The following is a 24,349-nucleotide window of genomic DNA, read 5'->3' as shown; positions in this document are numbered from 1 at the left end:
ACGCCGCCCGCCCGCGCCGGGGAGGGATGTGCGCGGCGTCGGGCACTCCCGTACCGTGGAGCGGTCATGAGGAGCCCCGAGACCTTCGACGCCTACTACGTCGAGACCCGCACCCGACTCCTGCACGAGGCGTACGCCCTCACCGGCGACGCGCCGGCCGCGCGGGCAGCGGTCCGGGACGCGTTCGTCGTCGCCTGGCACCACTGGCGCAAGGTCGGCCAGCTCGAGGACCGCGACGGCTACGTCCGCCCGCTCGCCCTGCGCCGCGCCCGACGCCGGCACACCGCCCGGATCTGGCACCGCGACAAGTCGCTCGACCCCGAGGTGCGCAGCACCCTCGACGCCCTGTCCAAGCTCACCGTCCGCCAGCGCGAGCTGCTCGTGCTCAACGGCCTCTCCGCGCTGACGCTCAACGAGCTCGCCCGGGAGGTCGGCCTCCCCCGGCTCGACGCCGAGCGGGAGCTCCAGACCGCCAGCTCGCAGTTCTCGCTGCACCGCGACGTGCCGACGACGGAGATCTCCCGCCTGCTGCACGACCTGGCGGTCCCGCTGGCCGACATCCGCTGGCCCCGCGCGACGGTGGTCCGGCGGTCGGGCGCCGCGCGACGTCGTACGCACACCGTGATCGGCGCCGCGCTCGCCACCGCCGCGCTGCTGGCCTCGGGGTCGCTCGTGGCGACCGGCGCCGGCGCCGAGCCGACGAGCCTGAGCGAGGAGAAGGCGCAGGCCGGCGTCACCGTGCACGCCCCGGAGCCCGTCAGCGCGGGCGAGGAGATCATCAGCGAGGCGGCCCTGTTCACCACCGACCAGGTGGACCGCTTCGGTCCCGGGCTGGACTGGGCCGAGACGGGCACGACCGACAACCTCACGGGCAACGGGCTGCTCGCCCCGTGCCAGCGCGAGCGGTTCGCCGACCCGGACGGCGTCACCGCGCTCGCCCGGACGTGGGAGGGCTCCGCGGCGCGCGCGCAGCAGCGGCCGAGCGGCAAGGCGCGCCGCGAGCAGGACCGTGGCCGGGCCGGCGGCGTCGAGGCCCGCGCGGTGCAGATGGTCGAGATGTCGCAGAACGAGAAGCAGGCCGGTCGAGCGTTCGAGACCGCGTCGCTGTGGTTCGCCGGGTGCATCGACCCGCGCACCCAGCTCGTCTCCACCCGCACGGTCGAGCGGGTCGGCGACCAGGCGCGCACCTTCCAACTCCGCTCGTGGGGCAAGGTGCCGAGCAGCATCGACGTGGGCGTCGCCCGCACCGGGAGCCTCGTGGTCACCACCGTCGTGCGCAGCAACGGCCGGGCCGTCCCGGACAAGGCGGCGGTCACCGGCCTCGCCGCGGCCGTCAACGGCCTCTGCGGGGCCGAGGGCGCCGGCAGCTGCGCCGGTCGCGCCCGCGCGCGCACGGCGGCACCGCTCGCCATCGGCACGCCGCCCGGCCTGCTGTCGGTCGTCGACCTGCCGCCGGTCGCGGCGGTCCGCGGCCCCTGGGTGGGCACCGACCCGGAGCGGGCACGCACGAACTACGCCGCGACACGCTGCGACCGAACGACGTTCCAGGGCAAGGGCATCAGCAAGGCGCTGACCCGCACCTTCCTCTTCCCCGAGACGCCCAGCGCCAACCAGCTCGGACTCACCCAGACGGTCGGCTCGATGGCCCCGGCGAGGGCCTCGTCCTTCGTCGACCAGGTCCGCGACCGCATCCGGCAGTGCGGCCGCGCGAACCTCGGCACCAGCGTGACCGAGCTGGTCTCCTCCTCGTCGCAGACGAGCGACCTCAGCGCGTGGTCGCTGACGATCGAGCTCAACGACCGGCAGTCGTTCCCGTTCCTGATGGCGATCGTGCGCGACGGGACCGCCGTCTCGCAGCTCGGCTTCGCACCCGACCGCGACATGACCATGTCGCGGGCGGACTTCGTCGCGCTGTCGCGGCGGGTGCTCGAGCGGCTCGCTCCGCTCGACCGCACCCGCTGACGCAACCTTTTCCGTCCCCGGGCTGTCTCAGCAGGCATGACCGCCCGCGCGCGCCTCGTGACCGCCGCCCTCGCCTGCCTGCTGCCTCTCGGCGGCTGCGGCGACCGGTCGGCGGACGAGTCGACGGCGCGCGGGTCCTCGGGCGGCTCCGCCGGTGGCGCTGACTCCCGCTCAGGCTCCGTGCCCGGCACCTCCATCCCGGACGACTTCCCCCTCTCGACGGGGATGGGCGCACCGCAGGACAGCATCCCCACCGCTCGCACCGGCACCGGCCTGCGGGACCTCGAGCTCTGCGGCTCCTCCCCGCTGCGCGGCCTCGGCATCCGCGACCGCATGGTCGCCGACGACAGCGGCGGGGAGGCCGCCGACACCCGCGAGCTGGTGCTGCTCGGCAGCCCCGACGAGGCGGTCGCGGTCGCCCAGGAGCTCGCCGACCTCGCCTCGACCTGCGAGCCCGCGGCCTCGAGCGGCCGGCAGGTCGTGCAGACCCGCACCGAGGTGGTCGGGTCCCCCTTCGCCCCGCCGCCCGCCACGACGCTCGTGCAGACCTACGTCGTCGACGGCGCCCCCGGCACCGGTGCGACGGTCGTCCACGTCGTGCCCGTCGGGGCGGCCCTGCTAGTCGCCTCGACCTACGGCGGATGGACCCGCGCGGAGTCGCCGCAGGCCGTCCACCGGACCGTCGAGCCGCTCCGCGAGACCGTCTCGGCGCTGGGCGTCTTCGCCGACGGGTCGACCGACCCCGCCGCGGAGCCCACGGAGCCCACCGGGGCGCCCACGGGGTCGCCGGACGTCAGCGGCCCGGGCAGCTCGGTCCTCGAGGTCACGCGGGTCGGTGCGGCCCGGGGGCTGGTCCAGACGTACGGTGAGGGCTCGCTCGCATCGCTGGACGAACGGGCCGACGCGGCCACCAGCACGACGGGGAAGAACCCAGCGATGTGCGTGTTCACGAAAACGGGGTGCTAGACATGTCCATTCCTTCGACGCTGGCCAGCTCGGCCTGCCCGACTCTGCCCTCGCCGCGGCGGCTCAACGCGGTCGCGCCGGTGCGCCTGCTCGGCGCGCACGTCGTGTGGCGCGTCCTGTGGGACGCGCGGCGGCCGGGGCGCCACGACGCACGGACGGCCCCGCAGGATGACCTACGGAGCCGTCTCGAGCGTCGCCTCGAAGGCGCGGTGGATCAGAGGGCCTGAAGGATCTCCCGCATCAGCGCGGCGGTCTCCGACGGCGTCTTGCCGACCTTGACGCCGGCGGCCTCGAGGGCCTCCTTCTTCGCCTGCGCGGTGCCCGACGAGCCCGACACGATGGCGCCGGCGTGGCCCATCGTCTTCCCCTCGGGGGCGGTGAAGCCGGCGACGTAGCCGACGACCGGCTTGGTCACGTGCTCCTTGATGTACGCCGCAGCACGCTCCTCGGCGTCGCCGCCGATCTCGCCGATCATCACGATCGCCTTGGTCTCCGGGTCGTTCTCGAAGGCCTCCAGCGCGTCGATGTGCGTGGTGCCGATGATCGGGTCGCCGCCGATGCCGATGGCGGTCGTGAACCCGAAGTCCTTCAGCTCGTACATCATCTGGTAGGTCAGCGTGCCCGACTTCGAGACCAGGCCGACGGGGCCCTTGCCCGCGATGGTGTGCGGCGTGATCCCGGCCAGCGACTCCTCGGGGGTGATGATGCCGGGGCAGTTGGGGCCGATCATCCGGGTGGACTTGCCCTCGAGGTAGGCGACGACCTCGGCGGTGTCGAGCACCGGGACGCCCTCGGTGATGACCACGAGCAGCGGGATCTCGGCGTCGATGGCCTCGATGCAGGCGTCCTTGGTGAACGCCGGCGGCACGAAGGCGACCGAGACGTTCGCTCCGGTCTCCTTCATGGCCTCCTCGACGGTGCCGAAGACCGGCAGCTCCTTGCCGCCCAGCTCGACGGTCGTGCCGGCCTTGCGGGCGTTGACGCCGCCCACGATGTTCGCGCCCGACTCGACCATGAGGGTGGTGTGCTTGGCACCCATCCCGCCCGTCATGCCCTGGACGATGATCTTGCTGTCCTTGTTGAGGTAGATGCTCATCTGTTCAGTTCTCTCTCTCAGGCCTGGTGGGCGAGCTCGGCGGCCTTGTCGGCCGCGCCGTCCATCGTGTCGACCTGGGTGACCAGCGGGTGGTTGAGCTCGTCGAGGATCGCGCGACCCTTGTCGACGTTGTTGCCGTCGAGGCGGACGACGAGGGGCTTGGTGGCGGCGTCGCCGAGGATCTCCAGCGCACCCTTGATGCCGTTGGCGACCTCGTCGCACGCGGTGATGCCACCGAAGACGTTGACGAAGACGCTCTTGACCTGCTCGTCGTTGAGGATCACGTCGAGGCCGTCGGCCATGACCTGCGCGTTGGCGCCGCCGCCGATGTCCAGGAAGTTGGCGGGCTTCACCCCGCCGTGCGCCTCACCGGCGTACGCGACGACGTCGAGGGTGCTCATCACGAGGCCGGCGCCGTTGCCGATGATGCCGACCTGGCCGTCGAGCTTGACGTAGTTGAGGCCCTTGTCCTTGGCCTTCGCCTCCAGCGGGTCGGCCTCCTCGCGGATCTCGAACTGCTCGTGCTCGGGGTGGCGGACCTCGGAGGCGTTGTCGTCGAGGGAGACCTTGCCGTCGAGCGCCTCGAGCTTGTCGCCCTCGAGGCGGGCCAGCGGGTTCACCTCGACGAGGGTCGCGTCCTCCTCGACGTAGACCTGCCACAGCTTCTGGACCATCTCGATGGCCTGGTCGCGCAGCTCGGCGGGGAACTTCGCCTCGTCGACGATGGCGGCGGCCTTCTCCGGGGTGACCCCCTCGAGCGCGTCGATGCGGATCTGCTTCACGGCCTCGGGGTTGGTCTTGGCGACCTCCTCGATCTCCACGCCGCCCTCGACCGAGGCGATGCACAGGTGCGAGCGGTTGGAGCGGTCGAGCAGGAAGGAGAAGTAGTACTCCTCGACCGGCGGCGTGGCCGGCGTGACGAGCACGCGGTTCACGCGCAGGCCCTTGATCTCCATCCCGATGATGTCGCGGGCGTAGGACTCGGCCTCGTCGGCGGTCTTCGCGATCTTCACGCCGCCGGCCTTGCCGCGACCGCCGGCCTTGACCTGCGCCTTGATGACGGTGACGCCGCCCATCTCCTCGGCTGCCGCGCGGGCCGCCTCGGGGGTCTCCGCGACGACACCGAGGGTGGTCGCTACTCCATGCTTGGCGAACAGCTCTTTCGCCTGAAACTCCATCAGGTCCACGAGGTGACCGGTCCTTTTCGTCTGCGAACAGTGGCGGGGGATTCCCTCTCGGCACCCTAGACCTCCCGGAGCGGGTCGCACGAGATCGGGTGCGCGTGGTGGTGCTCACGCCCGGGCTAGGTTGAGGGACATGTCCTCGACCGGCTCGGGCACGACGTCCTCGGTGATGTGGTTCCGGCGCGACCTGCGCCTGCGCGACAACCCCGCGCTCCTGGCGGCGCTCGAGGACGGGACGACCACGGCGCTGTTCGTCCTCGACCCCGCCATCTGGTCCTCCGCCGGCCCCGCCCGGCGGGCGTGGCTGGCGGCCAACGTGCTGTCGCTCGCCGAGCGCATCCCGCTCACCGTCCGGCTCGGGGACCCGCGCGACGTCGTGCCCGACGTCGCGGACGGCCGGCGGGTCCACGTCTCCGCGGAGACCACGCCCTACGGACGGCGCCGCGACGAGGCGGTCGGCGAGCGGGTCGAGCTGGTCGCCACCGGGTCGCCGTACGCCGTCGGGCCGGGCCTGGTGCGCACCGGGGGTGGCGACCCCTTCCAGGTCTTCTCGGCCTTCGCCCGCGCCTGGCGCGAGCACGGCTGGTCGGAGCCGGCGGCCGCGCCGGCGTCGCCCGACGTCCGCGAGGGCGAGTCGGACCGCGAGGCGCTCGACCTGCTGAGGACGGCGGTGGACGACGCGCCCGTGGAGCTGCCCGACGCCGGCGAGGACGCGGCCCGGAGGCGCTGGCGGGACTTCCGCGACCGCGCGCTCGGCGCGTACGAGACCGAGCGCAACCGTCCCGACCACGACGGCACCTCGCGCCTGTCCCCCTACCTCCACCTCGGGGTGCTCCACCCCCGCTCCCTGCTGGCGGAGGTCGACGCCGGCTCGACGTACGCCAAGGAGCTGGCGTGGCGCGAGTTCTACGCCGACGTGCTGTGGCACGCGCCGGCCTCGGCGTGGAGCGACCTGAAGCCGGCGCTCGCCCGGATGACGTACGACGAGCCCGGCGCGGCGAGCGACGCGTGGCGCGAGGGCCGCACCGGCTACCCCATCGTGGACGCCGGGATGCGGCAGATGGCGAGCATCGGGTGGATGCACAACCGCGTGCGGATGATCACCGCCTCGTTCCTCACCAAGGACCTGCACGTGTACTGGACCCTCGGCGCCCGGCACTTCCTCGACCTGCTCGTCGACGGCGACGTCGCCTCCAACAGCCACGGCTGGCAGTGGGTCGCGGGTACGGGGACCGACCCCTCGCCCTACTTCCGCGTCTTCAACCCGGTCACCCAGGGCCTCAAGTTCGACCCCGACGGCGACTACGTCCGCCGGTGGGTGCCCGAGCTGCGGCACCTGCCGGGCAGCGCTGCGCACGAGCCGTGGCGCTCCCAGGTGGGCTACGAGCACGGCTACCCGCAACGGGTCGTCGACCATGCCGCGGAGCGGCGGGAGGCCCTGGCGCGCTACGAGGCGGCCCGTCGCTGAAATGCTGCCGCCCCGTTTATCGGACGCCCAGCGGGGTACTTGCACAAATTTGGTCGAGGGTTGCACGTTGTCGTGATCTTTCCGTTACAGTCGTGCGCGGTCTCGCCGACCCCCACCCCCCTGACCCGGCAGATTGGTGTTCCTTCATGGGCAACCACCGAGCGGAGCGCGCTCCCAAGCGACGCACCTCGGCATCGGCTGCACCTACGACCGGCAAGCGACGCGCCACGCCGTCCCGCCGTCCCGTGCTCGCGCTGCCCTCCCTCCCCCTCGTGGCCGGCGTCGCCGTCCTCGCCGTCTCCGCCGGTGGCGCGGTGACCGCGTCGGGCGCCGGCGTCACCGCCCTGACCTCCACCGGCTCCGCCGTCGAGGCGAGCGGCTCCATCGGCTCGGTCACCGGCCAGGCGCTCGCGCGCCGCGGCGCGGTCGTCAGCCGCAGCGACACCCGCGAGTCCGGTGCCGAGGAGACCGACCCCGAGCTCATCGCCCTGGCCGAGAAGCAGATGGCCGAGCGCGCGGCGAAGCTGGCGGAGATCCGCAAGGCCGCCGAGGAGCAGGCAGCGAAGATCAAGGAGAACAAGTGGGTTCTCCCCCTCGCCAGCTACGGCATCACCGCGACGTTCGGCCAGTACGGCCTGTGGGCGAGCTACCACACCGGCCTGGACTTCAACGCCAACAGCGGCGACCTGATCATGTCGGTCGCCAACGGCACCGTGACCGAGACCGGCTACGACGGCGCCTACGGCAACAAGACCGTCGTGACGCTCGATGACGGCACGGAGATCTGGTACTGCCACCAGACCTCGATCCACGTCTCGGTCGGCGACCGCGTCAACGGCGGGGAGACCATCGGCACCGTCGGGGCCACCGGCAACGTGACGGGCTCGCACCTCCACCTCGAGGTGCGACCCGGCGGAGGCGGCCCGGTCGACCCGTTCCAGGCGTTCGTCGAGCACGGCATCGTTCCCTGACCGAGGCCTCCCCGGCCGTCAGGACCTGCCCCACGCACCGCTCGCCGCCGCTGGCGGTGCGTAGCGCAGGTTTCCGACCTGCAGAACCTGCCTCACCCACCGCTCGCCGGGTGGCGGTGCGTAGCGCAGGTCTCCGGCATGCGGAACCTGCCTCACGCACCGCTCGCCGGGTGGCGGTGCGCAGCGCAGGTTCGCGGCCTGCGGAACCTGCCTCACGCACCGCTCGGCGGCTGCCGGTGAGCAGCGCAGGTTCCGGCCTGCAGAACCTGCCTCACGCACCGCTCGGCGACCGGCGGTGAGCAGCGCAGGTTCCCGACCTGCAGAACCTGCCTCACGCACCGCTCGCTGCGGCCGGCGGTGCGCAGCGCAGGTTTTGACCTGCAGAACCTGCCTCACGCACCGCTCGGCGGCCGGCGGTGAGCAGCGCAGGTTCCCGGCCTGCAGAACCTGCCTCACGCACCGCTCGCCCGGCCGGCGGTGCGCAGCGCAGGTTTCCGGCCTGCAGAACCTGCCTCACGCACCGCTCGCCCGGCCGGCGGTGCGCAGCGCAGGTTTCCCGACCGTCAGAACCTGCCTCACGCACCGCTCGGCGGGGCGCGTACGCCGTACGCCGGACCGCGGCGGCTACAGCTTCTCGACCGGCGCGTAGCGCAGCAGCAGGCGCTTGACGCCCTCGGAGCCGAAGTCGATGGAGGCGACGGACTTCTCGGCGACCCCGTCGACGGCCACGACCGTGCCCATGCCGAAGGAGTCGTGCACGACCCGGTCCCCCGGCTCGAGGCTCGGGATCGCCCGCGCGGGCTTGGCCTTCGCCGCGGCGTCCGCGCGCAGCGCGGCCGAGCTGAAGTTGCGCCGGCCGGCCTCGGTCGGCGTGCCCAGCCGGGACGGTCCGCCGGTGAGGTCGGGCCGGCCCCAGCGGGTCTGCTCGGCCGCCGTGCGCCGCCAGTCGACGAGGTCGACCGGGAGCTCGTCGAGGAACCGGCTGGCGGGGTTGTGGCTGGGCGCGCCCCAGGCGGAGCGGACGAGCGCACGGGAGACGTAGAGGCGCTTCTGGGCGCGGGTGAGCCCGACGTAGGCCAGCCGACGCTCCTCCTCCAGCTCGGGCTGGTCGCCCAGGGAGCGCTGGTGCGGGAACACGCCGTCCTCCAGGCCGGTGAGGAACACGACCGGGAACTCCAGGCCCTTGGCGGTGTGCAGCGTCATCAGCGTGACCACGCCGGAATCGTCGCCGCCCGGGGCGTCGGGGATCTGGTCGGCGTCGGCGACGAGGGCGACCCGCTCGAGGAAGTCACCCAGCCCCACGGCGACCGTGCCGGCCTCGACCTCCGCCGGGTCGGCGCTCGGCCCCGGCTGCGGGTCCTCCGCGAACTCGCGCGCGACCGCGACGAGCTCCGCCAGGTTCTCCACGCGGGTGCCGTCCTGCGGATCGTCGCTGGCCTCGAGCTCGGCGAGGTAGCCGGAGCGCTCGAGGACCGACTCGAGGATGACGTCGGGCCGCTCGTCGGCCTCGACCATCGACTGGAGCTCCTGCACCATCGCCACGAAGGCCTCGATGTTCTTCAGGCTGCGGGTGGCCAGCCCCGGCGCCTCCGCGGCGCGGGTCAGCGCCTCCCAGAAGGTGGTGCGGTCGCGCTCGGCCAGCGCCGCGATGCAGGCCTCGGCGCGCTCGCCGATGCCGCGCTTGGGGGTGTTGAGCACCCGCCGCAGCGAGATCTCGTCGGCGGTGTTGACCAGCATGCGGAGGTAGGCCAGCGCGTCGCGCACCTCGCGCCGCTCGTAGAAGCGGACGCCGCCGACGACCTTGTAGGGCTGGCCGGTGCGGATGAACACCTCCTCGAACACGCGCGACTGGGCGTTGGTGCGGTAGAAGACGGCCACGTCGGCCGGGCGCACGCCGGCGTCGTCGGTGAGCTTGTCGATCTCCTCGCTGACGAACCGCGCCTCGTCGTGCTCGTCGTCGGCGACGTAGCCGACGATGCGCTCCCCCTCGCCCGCGTCGGTCCACAGCCGCTTGGGCTTGCGGCCGCGGTTGTTGCCGATGACGGAGTTCGCGGCGCTCAGGATCGTCTGGGTGGAGCGGTAGTTCTGCTCGAGCAGGATGGTGGTCGCGTCGGGGAAGTCCTGCTCGAAGTCGAGGATGTTGCGGATGTCGGCGCCGCGGAAGGCGTAGATGGACTGGTCGGCGTCGCCCACCACCATCAGCTCGCTCGGCTCGACGCGCTCGGCCGGCTCGGCCCCCTCGCCCACCGGCCCGGCGTCGATCTCGAACGACGCGCCGCACAGCTGCTGGATGAGGCTGTACTGCGCATGGTTGGTGTCCTGGTACTCGTCGACGAGCACGTGGCGGAACCGGCGGCGGTAGTTCTCCCGCACGTCGGGGAACGCCTGCAGCAGGTGCACGGTCGTCATGATGAGGTCGTCGAAGTCGAGGGCGTTGGCCTCGCGCAGCCGCCGCTGGTAGTGCGCGAACGCCTTCGCGTAGGCCTCCTCGAAGGAGTTGCGCGCCTCCTTGGCGGCGTCCTCGGCGTCACGCAGCTCGTTCTTCTGGTCCGAGACCCAGTGGAGCACCGCGTTGGGCTGGTAGCGCTTGGGGTCGAGCTCGAGGTCGCGCAGCACCAGGGTCATCAGCCGCTTGGAGTCGGCGGCGTCGTAGATCGAGAAGTTGGACTTGAAGCCCACCCGGTCGATCTCCTTGCGGAGGATGCGCACGCAGGCGGAGTGGAACGTCGAGACCCACATGATCCGGGCGCGCTTGCCGACGAGCTCCTCGACGCGGTCCTTCATCTCGGCCGCCGCCTTGTTGGTGAAGGTGATGGCGAGGATCGACCCCGGGTGCGCCCGGCGCTCGTTGATCAGCCAGGCGATGCGGCGGGTGAGCACCCGCGTCTTGCCGGAGCCGGCGCCGGCCACGACGAGCAGCGGCGCACCGGCGTGGGTGACGGCCGCCCGCTGGGGCTCGTTGAGCCCCTCGAGGAGGGGGTGGTCGATCAGGGCGGGCGAGGCAGCTCGACCGGGTGCTTCTGCAGGACTCATGACCTGCCCAGCCTATGCGGCAGGTGGGACAACCCGGTCAGGCGTGCACGGGCGACCAGAAGACCGCCACGGCGATGTTGGCCACCGTCAGCGCCAGCAGCCCGAGGTAGAGGCCCTTCGGGATGCTCGGCTTGCGCACGTTGGCCATCACCAGCACCAGGATGACCAGGCCGATCGCGAACTTCACGCCGATCTTGGCGTGGTCGGGCGAGCCGAGGCTCTCGAGCACGCCGACGAGGAACAGGCCGGCCAGGAACGCCGTGCCGGACCCGTCGCGCATCAGCGCGTTGACCGACTTCGTCTCCGCGCGCAGCTGCACGAGGAGGCCGCCGAGCAGCGCGGCGAAGCCGAGGATGTGGACGAAGAGCAGCACCAGCCGCAGGGTCTCCATGCGGACACCCTAGGACCGGCTCAGCGCTTCCTCGGCTTCCGGGGGGCGGGGCGTACGACGAGCACCGGGCAGGGCGCGTAGTGCTGCACGCGCTGGGCGGTGCTGCCCACGAGCACGGCGTCGCTCAGTCCGCGCCCGCCGGAGGCGACCACCACGAGCCCGGCCTCGTACTGCCGGGCCGCCTTGATGATCTCGTTGGCCGCCGACCCGCTGCGGATGCGCTTGTTGACCTTGGGTCCCCACCCGTCGAAGACGGCGGCGATCCGGTCGACCGCGCTCTGCGCCGCGTCGCGGAAGGATCCCTCGAACCCGTCCTCCGACAGGTCGTCGGCGAAGGCGACCGAGGCCAGCGGCCGGATCACCGCGACGATGGAGACCTCGGTGATCTTGGCCGGGTCCGCGAAGGACTTCAGGTGCTTGGCCGCCGCGAGCGACTGCCTGGATCCGTCGGTGGCGACGATGACATGCATCAGAGGTCTCCCTTGGGCGTCCGTGAGACGGTGCCGGGCCGAGGCTTCGACCCTCCGCCGAAGAGCTGCTCGACCAGGTAGAGCACGACACCCACGGCGACGAGGCCGGCGCACCAGATCAGCGAGGACGGGTCGTCGTAGACGGCGTAGTAGAGGATCGCGAGGTTGCCGACCAGGCCGAGCAGGAGGAGCGGGGTGTTGGCCCGGAAGGCGCGCTCGTCCTCGTCGTGCCCGCGCAGCTTGAGGCAGGTGACGATCACGAGGGCGTAGATGGCGAGCAGGAACACCACGGTCACGGTCGCCAGCCTGTTGACCAGGTCGAGGCCGCCTCCGGCGGCCGACACTGCGTAGCCCGTGACGAGCAGTCCACCCACGACCAGGCCGCTGAACAGCAGTCCCACCCACGGGCTGCGACGGGTCGTGTGCACCTTGGCGAAGACGCCGGGCACGACGTCCTCGCGGGCCATGCCGTAGAGGATCCGCGGCTGGGTGACCAGGGTGACCAGCGTGGTGTTGGTGATCGCGATGAGGGCGATGATGGTGAACAGCTTCGTCATGAAGTCGGTCGAGATCGGCAGGATGCCCGACTCGACGACCTGCAGCAGCGCCGGTCCGTTGCCCTCGTCGGCCAGCTGGTCGGTGGGCACCGACAGCGCCGCGGCCATCGAGACCAGGACGTAGACCAGGCCGGCCACCACCATGCCGCCGACCAGCGAGCGCGGGAACGCCTTGTGCGGGTCGATGGTCTCCTCCGCGACGTTGGCGGTGTTCTCGAAGCCCGTCATCGCGAAGAAGGACAGCGCCACACCGGCGAGGACCGCCAGCGCGGGGTTGCCCGAGACGCTGATGTCGGTGAGCGTCCCGAAGTCGGCACCGCCCTCGGCGACGTGCCAGATGCCGATGAGCATGATGATCAGCAGGCCGCTGACCTCGACGAAGGTCATCACCATGTTCATCACCACCGACTCGGTGATGCCGATGTAGTTGACGACGACGAGCAGGGCCACGAAGACGAGGGACACCAGCAGCGCCGGCGGCGCGGACCAGAGCTCGGTGAAGTACGACGCGAAGCCGGTGGCCAGCGAGCCCGTGGCCGCGAAGCTCGCGGAGAGGAAGGACACGGTGACCAGGAAGGTCAGCGCCTTGTTGCCGAACGCCTTCTGGACGTAGAGCGAGGAGCCGGCCGCGCGGGGGTACTTCGTCACGAGCTCGGCGTACGCCGCGCCGGTGATCGCCGCGACGGTGACGCCGGCGGCGAAGGCGATCCAGAAGGCACCGCCGACCGCGGCGGCGACGAGTCCGATCAGGACGTAGATGCCCGAGCCGAGCACGTCACCGAGGGTGTAGAAGAACAGCTGCGCCCCGGTGATGGACCGCTTGAGCTCGCTGTCGTCCTCGTCCGGACGCGGCATGGTGGCGGAGTCGGCCATCCCCCGACCGAACCGCCTCGGCCCGGGGTTGTCAATCGTCGTCCCACCCCATCGGGCACGTGCCGGCTCAGAGGAGCCGGCGGTCGGACGCCCACTTCGTCAGCTCGTGCCGGCTCGAGAGCTGCAGCTTGCGCAGCACCGAGGACATGTGGGTCTCCACCGTCTTCACCGAGATGAAGAGCTCCTTGGCGACCTCCTTGTAGGCGTAGCCGCGGGCGATGAGCCGCATGACCTCGCGCTCGCGCTCGGTGAGGCGGTCGAGGTCCTCGTCGACCGCGGCCACGTCGATGGATCCGGCGAAGGCGTCGAGCACGAACCCGGCCAGCCGCGGCGAGAACACCGCATCGCCGCCCGCCACCCGGGTGATCGCGTCGACGAGCTCGGGGCCGGTGATCGTCTTGGTGACGTAGCCGCGTGCGCCGCCGCGGATGGTGCCGATGACGTCCTCGGCGGCATCGGAGACCGACAGCGCGAGGTAGAGCGTCTCGGGCGAGGGCTGGCGCCGCATGACCTCCACGCCGCCCCCGCCGGGGAGGTGCACGTCGAGGAGCACGACCTGCGGGCGGAGCTCGTGCACGACGGCCACCGCGGCGTCGGCGTCGGCCGCCTCGCCGACGACCTCGACGACCCCGGCGCCGCTCGCGGCCAGCTCGGCGCGCACTCCGGCACGGAACATCGCGTGGTCGTCCACCAGGACGACGCTCACGGGTCCGGCGGCGGTGGTCTGGGTCATCGGCTCTCCTGCTGCTCGCGGTCGTCCTGGTGGTGGTCCGGGCGCTCCGGGTGCTGGTCCTGGTGGCGGCCCTGCGCCCGGCCGGCGCGCGGCATGTGCAGCCGGACCTCCGTGCCGTCGCCGGGCGCCGAGCGTACGTCCGCGCTGCCGCCGTGACGCGCCATGCGGTCCACGATGCTGCTGCGCACGCCCTGGCGGTCGGCGGCCACCCCGTCGACGTCGAAGCCGGTCCCGCGGTCGCGGACGAACACGTCGACGGCGGCGGGGGTGGTCTCGGCGTAGACGTCGGCGCGCTGGGTGCCGGCGTGCTTGGCGACGTTCAGGACGGCCTCACGAGCGGCGAGCACGACCGGTCGCAGCGCCTCGTCGAGGTCGCAGTCGCCGACGGTCACCACGTCGACCACCACGGGGTGCTGCGACTCCACCTCGGCGGCCATCTCCTTGAGGGCACCGGCGAGCGTCGTGGCGTCGGCGGACTCGCCCTCGAAGAGCCACTGCCGCAGGTCGCGCTCCTGCGAGCGGGCCAGGCGGGCGACGGTCGTGGAGTCGTGGGAGTTCTTCTGGATGAGGGCGAGGGTCTGCAGCACCGAGTCGTGCAGGTGCGCGGCCATGTCGGCCCGCTCCTGCGTGCGCACCCGCTCGGCGCGCTCCGCCGACAGGTCGTCGACCAGGCGCAGCGCCCACGGCCCGACCACGATCGCGAGTCCGACCAGGCCGAGCAGCCCGGAGACCAGGACCGGCACGGCGAAGCTGGCCTGCCCCGCGGCGACGGCGAAGACGATCAGGGCGGTGAGGACGAGGCCGAGGCCGGCGGCGATGCGCACGTACGCCGCCCAGCCGCCGTTGCCGAAGATCGCGCGGAACGGGTCGATGCGGCCCGTCGAGTCCATCCAGCGCTCGCGCTGCGCCTCGTCGGCCTGGCGCCAGAGCAGGGCGACGCCGGCGATGCCGAGGACGACCGGCCAGAAGAAGGCGCCCCGCCCGACGATGCCCTCCACGCCGAGGACGACGCCGAAGAACAGGGCGCCGAGCGCGATCGCCGGGCCCGCGTCGCGCAGCCGCGACCGACGACCGGGCCGCTTGCCGGTGCGGGTGGCGCTCTCCAGGCCGGGTGCGCCGACGTCGAAGCGCTGGCCGGCGGGGAGGAACGCCCACAGCCCGGCGTACAGCATCAGCCCGAAGCCGCCGAGGAAGGCGGTGGCGACGAAGAACCCGCGCACCCACAGCACCGGCAGCGCGAGGTGCTCGGCCAGCCCGGCGGCCACGCCGCCGACGATGGCGGTGTTGGTGTCGCGGTACGCACGACGCGACCCGTCGGCGCGCCGCGTGGCGGACGGGGCCGGGGTCGAGGGGTGGGCGGAGCCGGGATGCGTCATCGTGGCTCCATCGTCGCAGGCACGCAGGTGCCGGACCATGAGGACTGACCCCGAGCCGACCCTGAGCCGGGACCCCGCCCGGCGCCCGCGGATCAGGGCTGTCCCCGATGGTGCGACCGAGCGGGGCGGCGCAGAGTTGAGCCATGGACAACGCAAGCCCCACCACCGGCACCGGAGCCGAGCAGCCCCCGACCGGTGACCGCCCACCGACCGGCCCGCCGTCGCGACCACGGGTCACCCGCGAGGAGATGAAGGACCTCGGCCGGCTGCGCCGCAGCGTCACCGACCGGCACGTCGCCGGTGTCGCCGCCGGCATCGCCCGCCACCTCGACATCGACGCCATCATCGTCCGCGTCGCGCTCGTCGTGGCGGTGTTCTTCGGCGGTGCCGGCCTGCTGCTCTACATCGGCGCGTGGATCCTCGTGCCCGAGGAGGGCACGCAGGACGAGCCGCTCGGCCTGGACGAGCGCAGCCGCACGCTGGCGCTGGCCGGCGTCGGCGTGCTCGCGGTGGTCTGCGCGCTGGGCGACTGGGCGGGGGCGTTCTGGTTCCCGTGGCCGCTGGCGATCATCGCGGCGCTGGTCGTGTGGTTCCTGCACAACAAGCAGAAGGGCGCCCCCGCCCGGGGTGCGGCGCGGGAGGGCTACGGCACCGGCTACGGCACGGGCCACGGCTACGGCTGGGACGACGAGCGCGACGACGGCTGGGACGACGCGGCGCCCGCCCACCACGGCGTGACGACGGCCTACGGGCCCGTCGGCGAGCCCGGGCAGTGGTCGTCCTACGCACCGGCACCGCGGCCCCGCAAGCGCGGACCCAGGCTGTTCCTCTTCACCCTCGCGCTCGTCGCGCTCGCGGAGGGCGTGCTCGGAGTGGTCGACCTCGCCGGGATCGCCGTGGCCGACAGCGCGTACCCCGCCCTCGCCCTCGGCATCGTCGCCGCGATGCTGCTGGTGGGCTCGTTCTGGGGCCGCGCGGGTGGGCTCATCGCGCTCGGCCTCGTCGCGGCGGCGGCGACCGCCGTCGCCACGGTCGGCTCCCAGGTCGACGACGAGGACCGCTCCTACGCACCGACCGGCGCCTCCGACGTCCGGGAGGCCTACGAGTTCGGCGGCGGCCGCTTCACCCTCGACCTCAGCGACGTCGAGGACCTCGACGCCCTCGACGGTCGTGACCTCACCATCGACGGCTTCGGCGGCGAGGTCGAGGTCGTCCTGCCCGACGGCGTCGACGTCGACGTCCGGGCGCAGGTCGCGGCCGGCGACGTCCGCGTCCTCGACCGTAGCCAGGACGGCTTCGACATCACCGTGGAGTCCTTCCGGGACGGCGGCGACGACGTCCCCGACCTGTCCGTCACCATCGACCTGTTCGCCGGCGAGGTCCTCGTCCGCGAAGCCGCCTGAGGAGCACCGCGATGTCCGAGCACGACATGTACGACGAGCCGATGACCGGTCCGCTCGACGCCCCGTCCCGGCCGTCCGGCTGGCACCCCGTCAACGTGGGCCAGCTCGTGATGGGCGTCGCCTTCGCCGGCCTGGTGCTGGTGTGGGCGCTGGTCCAGGGCGACGTGGTGGAGACCTCCCAGCTGCGCTGGCTCCTGCCGGTCCCCTGGCTCGCCGCCGGTGCTGCCGGCCTCGCCGCGTCGGTGTGGCCGTCGCGCCGGGGGTCCGACCGGCCCTAGGCCAGCGAGCAGGCCGGCAGGGCGAACCACCGGAGGTCGTCGAGCTCGGCGCCGAGGTGGGCGGTGTCCGACCAGTCCGGAGGGGATGCGGCGGCCATGATCGCGCGGCCCTCGTCGAGGTGCTCCCGGAGCACCGAGACGGGGGCCGTCTGCGTGTGCGCGGGCCAGGTCATGGCGCCGTCGTCGGCGTACGTCACGTCGGCCAGTCGCATCGGCGGCTCGACCGGGCCGGTGCGGTGGCGCCACAGACCGGTGAGCGGGTCGAACCGGTAGTCGCCGAGCAGCCGCCAGCCCTCGCGGGCCACGAGGCGGACGGCCTCCACGACGTAGGCGAAGACCTCCTCGTCGACGAAGTAGTTGAAGTTCACCCGCACCCAGCCGGGCTTGATGCCCTCGCACCCCGTGGCGATCTGCGCCTCGAAGGCGTGGCTGCGGTCGAGGTCGATGTCGAGCAGGCGGTGGCCGTAGGGACCCGCGCACGAGCACCCGCCGCGGGTCTGGATGCCGAACAGGTCGTTGAGGAGGGCCACGACGAAGTTGTGGTGGAGGTAGGTCCCGTCGGGCGCCCTGACGACGAAGGACACGATCGAGAGCCGCTGCGCGGCGAGGTTGCCGAGGATCTGGATCGACGGCTCGGCCTGCCAGGCCCCGACCGCGCGCCGCAGCATCTCCTCCTCGTGGGCCTGGATGGTCTCGACCCCGACGGCCTGCTTGAGCTGGAAGACGAGGCCGGCGCGGATGGACTCCACGATCGCGGGGGTGCCGCCCTCCTCGCGGTGGGCCTTGTCGTCGAGGTAGCGGTGCTCGGTCGGGTTGACGTACATGACCGTGCCGCCGCCGGGCACGACCGGAACCCGGTTGGTCATCAGCTCGCGGCGCACCACGAGCACGCCGGGGGTCCCCGGGCCGCCGATGAACTTGTGCGGCGAGATGAAGATCGCGTCCTTGTACGAGCGGCCGGGGCCCGACATCTCGATGTCGACGTAGGGCGCGCAGGCCGCGAAGTCCCAGAAGCTGAGGGCGCCGTGCTCGTGCAGCAGGTCGGCGACGCCCTCGGTGTCGGTGACGATGCCGGTGACGTTGGAGGCGGCGGAGAAGGAGCCGATCTTCAGCGGCCGGTCGGCGTGGCGCTCGAGCTCCTCGCGCAGGTGGTCGAGGGAGACCCGGCCGTCGGCGTCCTCGTGGATCGTCACGACGTCGGCGATCGTCTCGCGCCAGCTGACCTCGTTGGAGTGGTGCTCGAAGGGTCCGATGAACACCACCGGCCGCTCGTCGGCCGGGATCGCGGCGCTCAACTCGTACCGGTCGTCAAGCTCGGCGGGGATCCGCAGGCCGAGGATGCCGATGAGCTTGTCGATCGCGGCGGTGCTGCCGGAGCCGCAGAACACCACGACCGTCTCGTCGTCGCCGCCGACCGCGTCGCGGATGATGCGCCGCGCGTCCTCGCGCAGCCGGGTGGTCTGGAGGCCGGTGCCGCTGGCCTCGGTGTGGGTGTTGGCGTAGGCCGGCAGCACCTCGTGGCGGATGAAGTCCTCGATGAAGGTCAGGCTGCGGCCCGACGCGGTGTAGTCGGCGTAGGTCACCCGGCGCGGGCCGTAGGGGCCCTGCATGACCTGGTCGTCGCCGATGACGGACGCGCGGATGCGCTCGAGGAGGGCGGTCGAGGCGGCACCGGCTGTCGTCACGAGGTGAGCGTACGCCGGTGCAAGGCTGTGCCTGTCACCGTGCGCAGCGCCGCCAGCGCCGCTTCCGGGTGGTCGGTGATCACCCCGTCGACGCCGGCCGCGAGGAGGGCCTCGACCTCGGCGAGCATGTCGCCGAGCGCGTCGGGCGCGTCGCCCCGGCGCAGGTTGGTGGGCAGGAAGCGGTTCTCCCCGCGGACGGTCCACACGTGCACGGTCAGTCCCCGCCGGTGCGCGTCGCCGACCACGGTCGAGGGGGCGCCGATCGCCCCCGCGCCGTCGCGCGGCAGCACGAGCGACTTGTGCGGGCCGATGCCGTCGGCGTACTCGTCGACCCAGGCCAGTCCGTCGGGCGTGAGCAGGTCGCCGTAGGTGCGCGTGTCCCCCGCGGCGAGCAGGTCGGCCGGGTGCCGGTGCGCGGACTCGAGCAGCTGCACGACCGGCAGCCGGGTGCGTGCGGCCAGCCGCCGCAGGATCGTGGTCTCGAACGACATCAGGGTGACCCGCGCCCACGGGTGGTCGAGGCCGTGACGGGCCAGGTCGCGCATGAGGGGGACGTCGAGCGGCAGGCCGATCCGGTCGTGGTGCAGCGCGTGCTTGAGCTCGAGCAGCACGCCCACCGCACGTCCGCGCCGCGCGGACTCGGCGCCGACCATCGCCAGCACCTCGGTGAGCGTCGGCACCCCCTCCGCGCCGTCGTACAGCGTGTTGCCGGGCCGGGTGCCCGGCATCCGCTCGCGGGTGGCGAGGGTCTTCAGCTCGGCGAGGGTGAGGTCCTGGACGAACCAGCCGCGCTGGGCGACGCCGTCGACGGTGAGGGTCCGGCGCAGGTGGGCGAGGTCGGGGCGGTCGGCGACGTCGGTCGTCGTGCTGAGCTCGAGGTCGTGCCGGGCGACCAGCACCCCGTCCCGGGTGGAGACCAGGTCGAGCTCGATGTCGTCGACGCCCATCCGGATGGCCGTGCGGTAGGCCTCGAGCGTGTGCTCGGGACGGTGGCCGCTGGCGCCGCGGTGCGCGACCACGGCGGGGGTGAGGACCAACGACGAGGTCCTGGCCGTCCGGCCCGGGGGCGCCTCGCGGGTCACCGTCATGCAGCCACCGTGACCGGCGCACGGGACCGCCGGGTGGCGTCCGGGTGAATGGCGCATGATGACCGCGTGACGCTCCCACCGCTGCCGTCGTTCCCCGCCCTCGCCTCGCTGCCCGCCGTCGAGCACCCGGACCTCGTGGCCCCTCCGGTCGCCGCCGCTCTGGCCGGGTGGGCCGGCGCCGGCGAGGTGGCGGTCGTCGGGATCGACCCCGACCTCGCCGACACGGCGGCGATGAGCGAGGCGTACGACATCCCCATGACCGCCAGCGGCAACTGCGTGGTCGTCGCGGGCTCGCGGGCCGGCGACGAGCGGATCGCGGCCTGCGTGGTGCGCGCCGACACCCGCGCCGACGTCAACACCCTCGTCCGCAGGATGCTCGACGTGCGCAAGGCCTCGTTCCTGCCGGTGGAGCGGGCGGTCGCGGAGACCGGGATGGAGTACGGCGGCATCACCCCGGTCGGGCTGCCCGCCGGGTGGCGGGTCCTGGTGCACGACGCGCTGCTCGACGAGCCCGTCGTCGTGCTGGGCAGCGGCGTGCGCCGCTCGAAGCTGCTGCTGCCCGGGCGCCTCCTCGCCGGCCTGCCCGGCGCCGAGGTGGTGCCCGACCTCGGGCGCTGAAGCCCCTTCTCCAAAGGGGCGGCCGGGCATGGATCGGATCGCCACGGGTACGGACCTGACTCGCATCCACACCACCCCCGACGGAGGACCCATGTCCACGAACACCCTGTCCCGCTCGCTCCACGACGTCGGCCTGGCCGCCTGGTTCGGCGGCACGCTGGCCAACGCGACTGCACTCAATCCCGCGGCGGCCGAGGCCGACTCCGCCCAGGGCACGGGCGCGGTCGCCAACGTCGGCTGGGACCGGTGGACCCCGGTCAACGCCGCGGCCATCGCCGCCCACCTGGTCGGCAGCATCGGGATGCTCGCCAGCGACGCCGGCCGCGTGTCGGCCCAGAAGGGCGCCGGACGCACCGTCGTGCTGAAGACCGGGCTCACCGTCGCGGCCCTGGGGGTCACCGCCTACAGCCGCGCCCTCGGCAAGCGGGTGTCGCAGCAGACCGCCGTGCCCGCGGAGTCCGGCACCGAGCCCTCGGCCCACACGCCCAGCGACGTCGCCGCCGCCCAGCGGCAGCTGAAGCTGCTGCAGTGGGCCGTGCCCGCGCTGACCGGCGCCTTGGTGGTCCTCAGCGCCCAGGCGGGCGAGGAGCAGCGCCCGGCCACCCTGCTCGAGGGTGTGACGGCGAAGTTCCCCGGTCTCGCCTGACCGAGCGGTCGGAAAAGGATTCGTCCGCGGGAGCGGCCCGAACCTAGGATCGGTCGGTGCGACGCCTGCCCCTCGAGGACCCCGGGACCGCCGACCACCGCTCCCCCGGACGCTTCCTCTGGTGGGTCGCCCGCGGGCAGTGGCCGACCCTCGCCGGCGGGATGGCGTTCGGCATCCTCTGGATGAGCGCCCAGGCCGTCATCCCGGCGGTGCTCGGGCGCGCCATCGACCGCGGGGTGGCGGCCCGGGACGCCGAGCAGCTGCTGGTCTGGGCCGGCGTGCTGCTGGTCGTCGGGCTGGTGCAGGCGGCGGCGGGCATCATGCGCCACCGCTTCGCGGTCACGAACTGGCTGGTGGCGGCCTACCGGACGGTGCAGCTCGTCACCCGGCAGACGGTGCGCCTCGGGGCGACCCTGCCGCGCAAGGTGTCGACGGGCGAGGTCGTCGCCATCGGCACGAGCGACCTGTCGCACATCGGCCAGGTGATGGACATCCTCGCCCGCTTCGCCGGCGCGGTCGTGTCGTTCCTGCTCGTGTCGGTGATCCTGCTGCAGACCTCGGTCACGCTCGGCCTCGTCGTGCTGCTCGGGGTGCCGCTGCTGCTCGTGCTCATCGGTCCGCTGCTCAGCCCGCTGCAGTCCCGCAGCGCCCACCAGCGCCAGCTGATGGGCGACCTGTCGAACACCGCCAGCGACATCGTCGGCGGCCTGCGGGTGCTGCGCGGCATCGGCGGCGAGCAGGTGTTCCTGTCCCGCTACCGCCGCGAGTCGCAGGACACCCGGCAGGCGGGCGTCCAGGTGGCCCGCGTGCAGTCCGTGCTGAGCGCGCTGCAGGTGCTGCTGCCCGGGGTGTTCGTCGTGCTGGTGGTCTGGCTCGGCGCCCGCGCCGCCGTCGCCGGCGAGATCACGGCCGGCGAGCTCGTCGCCTTCTAGGGGTACTCCGCGTTCCTCCTCATCCCGCTGCGGACGGCGACGGAGTTCGCCAACAAGTACATCCGCGGTCGCGTCGCGGCGCGGCGGGTGTGCCGGGTCCTGGCCCTGGAGCCCGACCTCGACGAGCCCGTGGACCCGGCGCCGGCGCCGCCCGTCGGATCGGAGCTCGCCGACGCCCGCTCGGGGCTGCGGGTCGCCCCCGGCCGGCTCACGGCGATCGTCACCGAGCACCCCGACGAGTCGGCGTCGCTCGCCGACCGGCTCGGCCTGTGCGCGCCGGTGCCCGACGACGAGGTGACCCTCGGCGGCGTACCGCTGACGGCGCTGCCCCGCGCCGACGTGCGGCGCCGGGTCGTGGTCTCCGACTCCGGCGCCCAGCTGTTCTCCGGTCCGCTGCGCGAGGTGCTCGACGTCGCCGGTCGCGGCGGTGTCGAGCAGGCCGTGGCCGCCGCGTCGGCGCAGGACGTGCTCGCCGAGCTCCCCGCCGGGCTCGACACCGTGGTCACCGAGAAGGGCCGGTCCTTCTCCGGCGGGCAGCGGCAGCGTCTCGTGCTGGCCCGCGCCCTGGCCGCGGACCCGGAGGTGCTCGTGCTGGTCGAGCCCACCTCGGCGGTCGACGCGCACACCGAGGCGCGCATCGCGTCCCGGCTGCGTGAGCACCGGGCCGGACGGACGACGGTGGTCACCACCGTGAGCCCCCTGCTGCTCGACACGGCCGACGAGGTGGCCTTCCTCGTCGACGGCCGCGTCGTCGCCAGCGGCACCCATGCGTGGCTGCTGGAGTCGGAGCCCGGCTACCGGGCCGTCGTCACCCGGGAGACCGCCGACCTGGCGGAGGAGGCCTCGTGACCACCCGTCTCCCCGTCGCCGGGCCGCGCGACGTGCGGTCGTACGCCGTCCGCATCGCCCGCCGGCACCCGCGCCTGCTGTGGGGCGCCCTGGCCCTCCACGTGCTCGCGGCGGTCGCCGCCCTGGCCGCACCCCGCCTCCTCGGCGACCTGGTCGGCGCCGTCGAGGACGGCACCACCCGCGGCCACGTCGACCGCATCGCGCTGCTGCTCGCCGGCTTCCTCGTCGTCCAGACGGTCCTCACCCGCTTCGCGCGCTACTACAGCCAGGTGCTCGGGGAGCAGGTGCTGGCCGAGCTGCGGGAGGACTTCGTCGCCAGCGCGCTCTCGCTCCCGGTCGGGACCGTCGAGTCGGCCGGCTCCGGCGACCTGCTCACCCGCACCAACCGCGACGTCGACCAGCTGGGCTGGTCGGTCCGGATGGCGCTGCCGGAGTGGACGATCGCGGTGGTCACGGCGGTGCTGACCCTCGCCGCCGCGCTGAGCGTCGGCTGGTGGGTGGCGCTGCCGTGCCTGCTCGCCGCGCCGCCGCTCGTGCTCGGGCTGCGCTGGTACCTCGCCCGCGCGCGCGACGGCTACGAGCGCGAGTCGGCGACGTACTCGGAGATCACCGCCTCGCTCACCGAGACGGTCGAGGGCGCGCGCACCGTCGAGGCGCTCGGCCTCGGGGAGCGCCGCATCGCCCGCGGCGACGCCGACTGCGCCAGGTCGTTCGAGGCCGAGAGGTACACCCTCCGCCTGCGCACGGTGTTCTTCCCGAGCATGGAGATCAGCTACCTGCTGCCGGTGGTCGGCACGCTGCTCCTCGGCGGCTGGCTGCACACGCGCGGCGAGGTGTCGCTCGCCGACGTCACCGCCGCCACGCTCTACGTCCAGATGCTCATCGACCCGCTCGACCGGATCGTCTCCATCCTCGACGAGCTGCAGATGGGCGCTGCCTCCCTGGCGCGGCTGCTCGGCGTCTCGCTCGTGCCCGACGACCGCACCGCGGGCGAGGCACGGCCGCACGACGAGCAGATCGAGGCCGAGGACGTCCGCTTCTCCTACGTCGAGGGCCGCGACGTCCTGCACGGCATCGACCTCGACGTGGGCGTCGGCGAGCGCGTCGCGATGGTCGGCCCCTCCGGCGCGGGCAAGTCGACCCTCGGCCGCCTCCTGGCCGGCATCCACCCGCCCCGCACCGGGCGGGTCACGGTCGGCGGCGTCGACCTCGTCGACCTGCCCCTCGACGACCTGCGCGGCCACGTCGCGCTGGTGACGCAGGAGCACCACGTCTTCGTCGGCAGCGTGCGCGACAACGTCGTGCTCGCGCGCCCCGGCGCCTCCGACGACGCGGTGCGCGAGGCGCTGGACGCCGTCGACGCGCTGGAGTGGGTGGACGCGCTGCCCCAGGGCCTCGACACCGTCGTGGGGTCGGGCGGGCTGGCGCTCGCGGCGGCCCAGGCGCAGCAGGTCGCGCTGGCCCGGCTGGTGCTGGCCGACCCGCACACGCTCGTCCTCGACGAGGCCACCTCCCTCATCGACCCGCGCGCGGCCCGGCACCTCGAGCGCTCGCTGGCGGCGGTGCTGGAGGGGCGCACCGTCATCGCGATCGCGCACCGGCTCTTCTCCGCGCACGACGCCGACCGCGTCGCGGTCGTGGAGGACGGGGTGATCTCCGAGCTCGGTCCGCACGACGAGCTGGTCGCCGCCGGTGGTCCCTACGCTGCGCTCTGGGAGTCCTGGCACGGCAAGGGCTGATCCGCCCGCGAGCGCTTCCCGCACCGGACGC

Annotated in this window: 21 protein-coding genes; 11 read left to right on the top strand and 10 right to left on the bottom strand. The window is 73.2% G+C overall.

Annotated features, from left to right (window positions below; genetic code table 11):
- Nucleotides 1-66 precede the first annotated feature (66 nt).
- Together J3P38_RS16620 and J3P38_RS16615 are read left to right on the top strand one after the other, a co-directional pair.
- Entirely contained in the window at nt 67-1,962 is a 1,896-nt protein-coding gene (locus J3P38_RS16620) for a SigE family RNA polymerase sigma factor (protein WP_210504426.1), read from the top strand.
- A 36-nt stretch (nt 1,963-1,998) separates the two neighbouring features.
- Nucleotides 1,999-2,928, top strand: a complete 930-nt coding sequence (locus tag J3P38_RS16615) for a hypothetical protein (protein ID WP_210504425.1) — start codon at nt 1,999-2,001, stop codon at nt 2,926-2,928.
- 214 nt (nt 2,929-3,142) lie between these two features.
- Here the strand turns inward: J3P38_RS16615 and sucD are convergent, their stop codons facing one another.
- Nucleotides 3,143-4,024 (bottom strand): succinate--CoA ligase subunit alpha, encoded by an 882-nt coding sequence (gene sucD, locus J3P38_RS16610; protein ID WP_210504424.1) that lies wholly within the window; start codon nt 4,022-4,024, stop codon nt 3,143-3,145.
- 17 nt (nt 4,025-4,041) lie between these two features.
- Nucleotides 4,042-5,211 carry an ADP-forming succinate--CoA ligase subunit beta gene (gene sucC, locus J3P38_RS16605; protein ID WP_210440083.1) on the bottom strand — a complete coding sequence of 390 codons (1,170 nt, stop codon included), beginning with the start codon at nt 5,209-5,211 and terminating at the stop codon, nt 4,042-4,044.
- Nucleotides 5,212-5,341: 130 nt separating this feature from the next.
- On the opposite strand from sucC, the gene J3P38_RS16600 reads away from it, so the two are divergent.
- Both J3P38_RS16600 and J3P38_RS16595 read left to right on the top strand, forming a co-directional pair.
- On the top strand, nt 5,342-6,676 hold the full coding sequence (locus J3P38_RS16600) for a cryptochrome/photolyase family protein (protein ID WP_210504423.1): 1,335 nt from the start codon (nt 5,342-5,344) through the stop codon (nt 6,674-6,676).
- A 146-nt stretch (nt 6,677-6,822) separates the two neighbouring features.
- A complete protein-coding gene (locus J3P38_RS16595; protein ID WP_210504422.1) occupies nt 6,823-7,647 on the top strand; it encodes a M23 family metallopeptidase in 825 nt (274 codons plus the stop codon).
- Between the two features lie 624 nt (nt 7,648-8,271).
- On the opposite strand, the gene pcrA is transcribed toward J3P38_RS16595, so the two are convergent.
- From pcrA to J3P38_RS16565, 6 genes are all read right to left on the bottom strand, one after another.
- On the bottom strand, nt 8,272-10,680 hold the full coding sequence (gene pcrA, locus J3P38_RS16590) for a DNA helicase PcrA (RefSeq protein WP_210504421.1): 2,409 nt from the start codon (nt 10,678-10,680) through the stop codon (nt 8,272-8,274).
- A 37-nt stretch (nt 10,681-10,717) separates the two neighbouring features.
- On the bottom strand, nt 10,718-11,071 hold the full coding sequence (locus J3P38_RS16585; RefSeq protein WP_210504420.1) for a hypothetical protein: 354 nt from the start codon (nt 11,069-11,071) through the stop codon (nt 10,718-10,720).
- Between the two features lie 20 nt (nt 11,072-11,091).
- Nucleotides 11,092-11,541 (bottom strand): universal stress protein, encoded by a 450-nt coding sequence (locus J3P38_RS16580; RefSeq protein WP_210440074.1) that lies wholly within the window; start codon nt 11,539-11,541, stop codon nt 11,092-11,094.
- On the bottom strand, nt 11,541-12,971 hold the full coding sequence (locus J3P38_RS16575) for an APC family permease (protein WP_210504419.1): 1,431 nt from the start codon (nt 12,969-12,971) through the stop codon (nt 11,541-11,543). Before J3P38_RS16575 ends, J3P38_RS16580 begins: the two co-directional genes overlap by 1 nt.
- 67 nt (nt 12,972-13,038) lie before the next feature.
- Nucleotides 13,039-13,704: a LuxR C-terminal-related transcriptional regulator gene (locus J3P38_RS16570; protein ID WP_210440070.1), complete on the bottom strand. Its 666-nt coding sequence runs from the start codon at nt 13,702-13,704 to the stop codon at nt 13,039-13,041.
- Complete coding sequence (locus tag J3P38_RS16565) at nt 13,701-15,080, bottom strand: ATP-binding protein (protein WP_210504418.1); 1,380 nt, start codon at nt 15,078-15,080, stop codon at nt 13,701-13,703. Before J3P38_RS16565 ends, J3P38_RS16570 begins: the two co-directional genes overlap by 4 nt.
- A 143-nt stretch (nt 15,081-15,223) precedes the next feature.
- Here J3P38_RS16565 and J3P38_RS16560 point away from each other — a divergent pair, with 143 nt between their 5' ends.
- Entirely contained in the window at nt 15,224-16,483 is a 1,260-nt protein-coding gene (locus J3P38_RS16560) for a PspC domain-containing protein (RefSeq protein WP_210504417.1), read from the top strand.
- A gap of 11 nt (nt 16,484-16,494) precedes the next feature.
- Nucleotides 16,495-16,761 carry a hypothetical protein gene (locus J3P38_RS16555; protein WP_210440064.1) on the top strand — a complete coding sequence of 89 codons (267 nt, stop codon included), beginning with the start codon at nt 16,495-16,497 and terminating at the stop codon, nt 16,759-16,761.
- Here the strand turns inward: J3P38_RS16555 and J3P38_RS16550 are convergent.
- The gene (locus J3P38_RS16550) at nt 16,758-18,446 is read right to left on the bottom strand and encodes an aminotransferase class V-fold PLP-dependent enzyme (RefSeq protein ID WP_307807968.1); all 1,689 of its coding nucleotides are present in this window, start codon (nt 18,444-18,446) and stop codon (nt 16,758-16,760) included. The two genes, J3P38_RS16555 and J3P38_RS16550, sit on opposite strands and share 4 nt — an antisense overlap.
- On the bottom strand, nt 18,443-19,534 hold the full coding sequence (locus tag J3P38_RS16545) for a glycerophosphodiester phosphodiesterase family protein (RefSeq protein WP_210504416.1): 1,092 nt from the start codon (nt 19,532-19,534) through the stop codon (nt 18,443-18,445). Before J3P38_RS16545 ends, J3P38_RS16550 begins: the two co-directional genes overlap by 4 nt.
- 66 nt (nt 19,535-19,600) lie before the next feature.
- On the opposite strand from J3P38_RS16545, the gene J3P38_RS16540 reads away from it, so the two are divergent.
- The 5 genes from J3P38_RS16540 (at nt 19,601) to J3P38_RS16525 (ending at nt 24,318) form a co-directional block, all read left to right on the top strand.
- Complete coding sequence (locus J3P38_RS16540) at nt 19,601-20,152, top strand: YbaK/EbsC family protein (protein WP_307807967.1); 552 nt, start codon at nt 19,601-19,603, stop codon at nt 20,150-20,152.
- Between the two features lie 91 nt (nt 20,153-20,243).
- Nucleotides 20,244-20,798, top strand: coding sequence for a hypothetical protein (locus tag J3P38_RS16535; protein WP_210440058.1), 555 nt, complete (start codon nt 20,244-20,246; stop codon nt 20,796-20,798).
- A gap of 56 nt (nt 20,799-20,854) precedes the next feature.
- Nucleotides 20,855-21,730 (top strand): ABC transporter transmembrane domain-containing protein, encoded by an 876-nt coding sequence (locus tag J3P38_RS17955; RefSeq protein ID WP_307807966.1) that lies wholly within the window; start codon nt 20,855-20,857, stop codon nt 21,728-21,730.
- A gap of 87 nt (nt 21,731-21,817) precedes the next feature.
- Nucleotides 21,818-22,579 carry an ABC transporter ATP-binding protein gene (locus J3P38_RS17950; protein WP_307807965.1) on the top strand — a complete coding sequence of 254 codons (762 nt, stop codon included), beginning with the start codon at nt 21,818-21,820 and terminating at the stop codon, nt 22,577-22,579.
- Entirely contained in the window at nt 22,576-24,318 is a 1,743-nt protein-coding gene (locus tag J3P38_RS16525) for an ABC transporter ATP-binding protein (protein WP_210440054.1), read from the top strand. The genes J3P38_RS17950 and J3P38_RS16525 overlap by 4 nt, the downstream gene beginning before the upstream one ends.
- Nucleotides 24,319-24,349: the final 31 nt, after the last annotated feature.

It is taken from the genome of Nocardioides xinjiangensis, assembly GCF_017916455.1.
GTDB lineage: Bacteria > Actinomycetota > Actinomycetes > Propionibacteriales > Nocardioidaceae > Nocardioides > Nocardioides xinjiangensis.
Note: the sequence above shows the minus strand (reverse complement) of the source record. Positions and strands in the feature narration are given on the sequence as shown.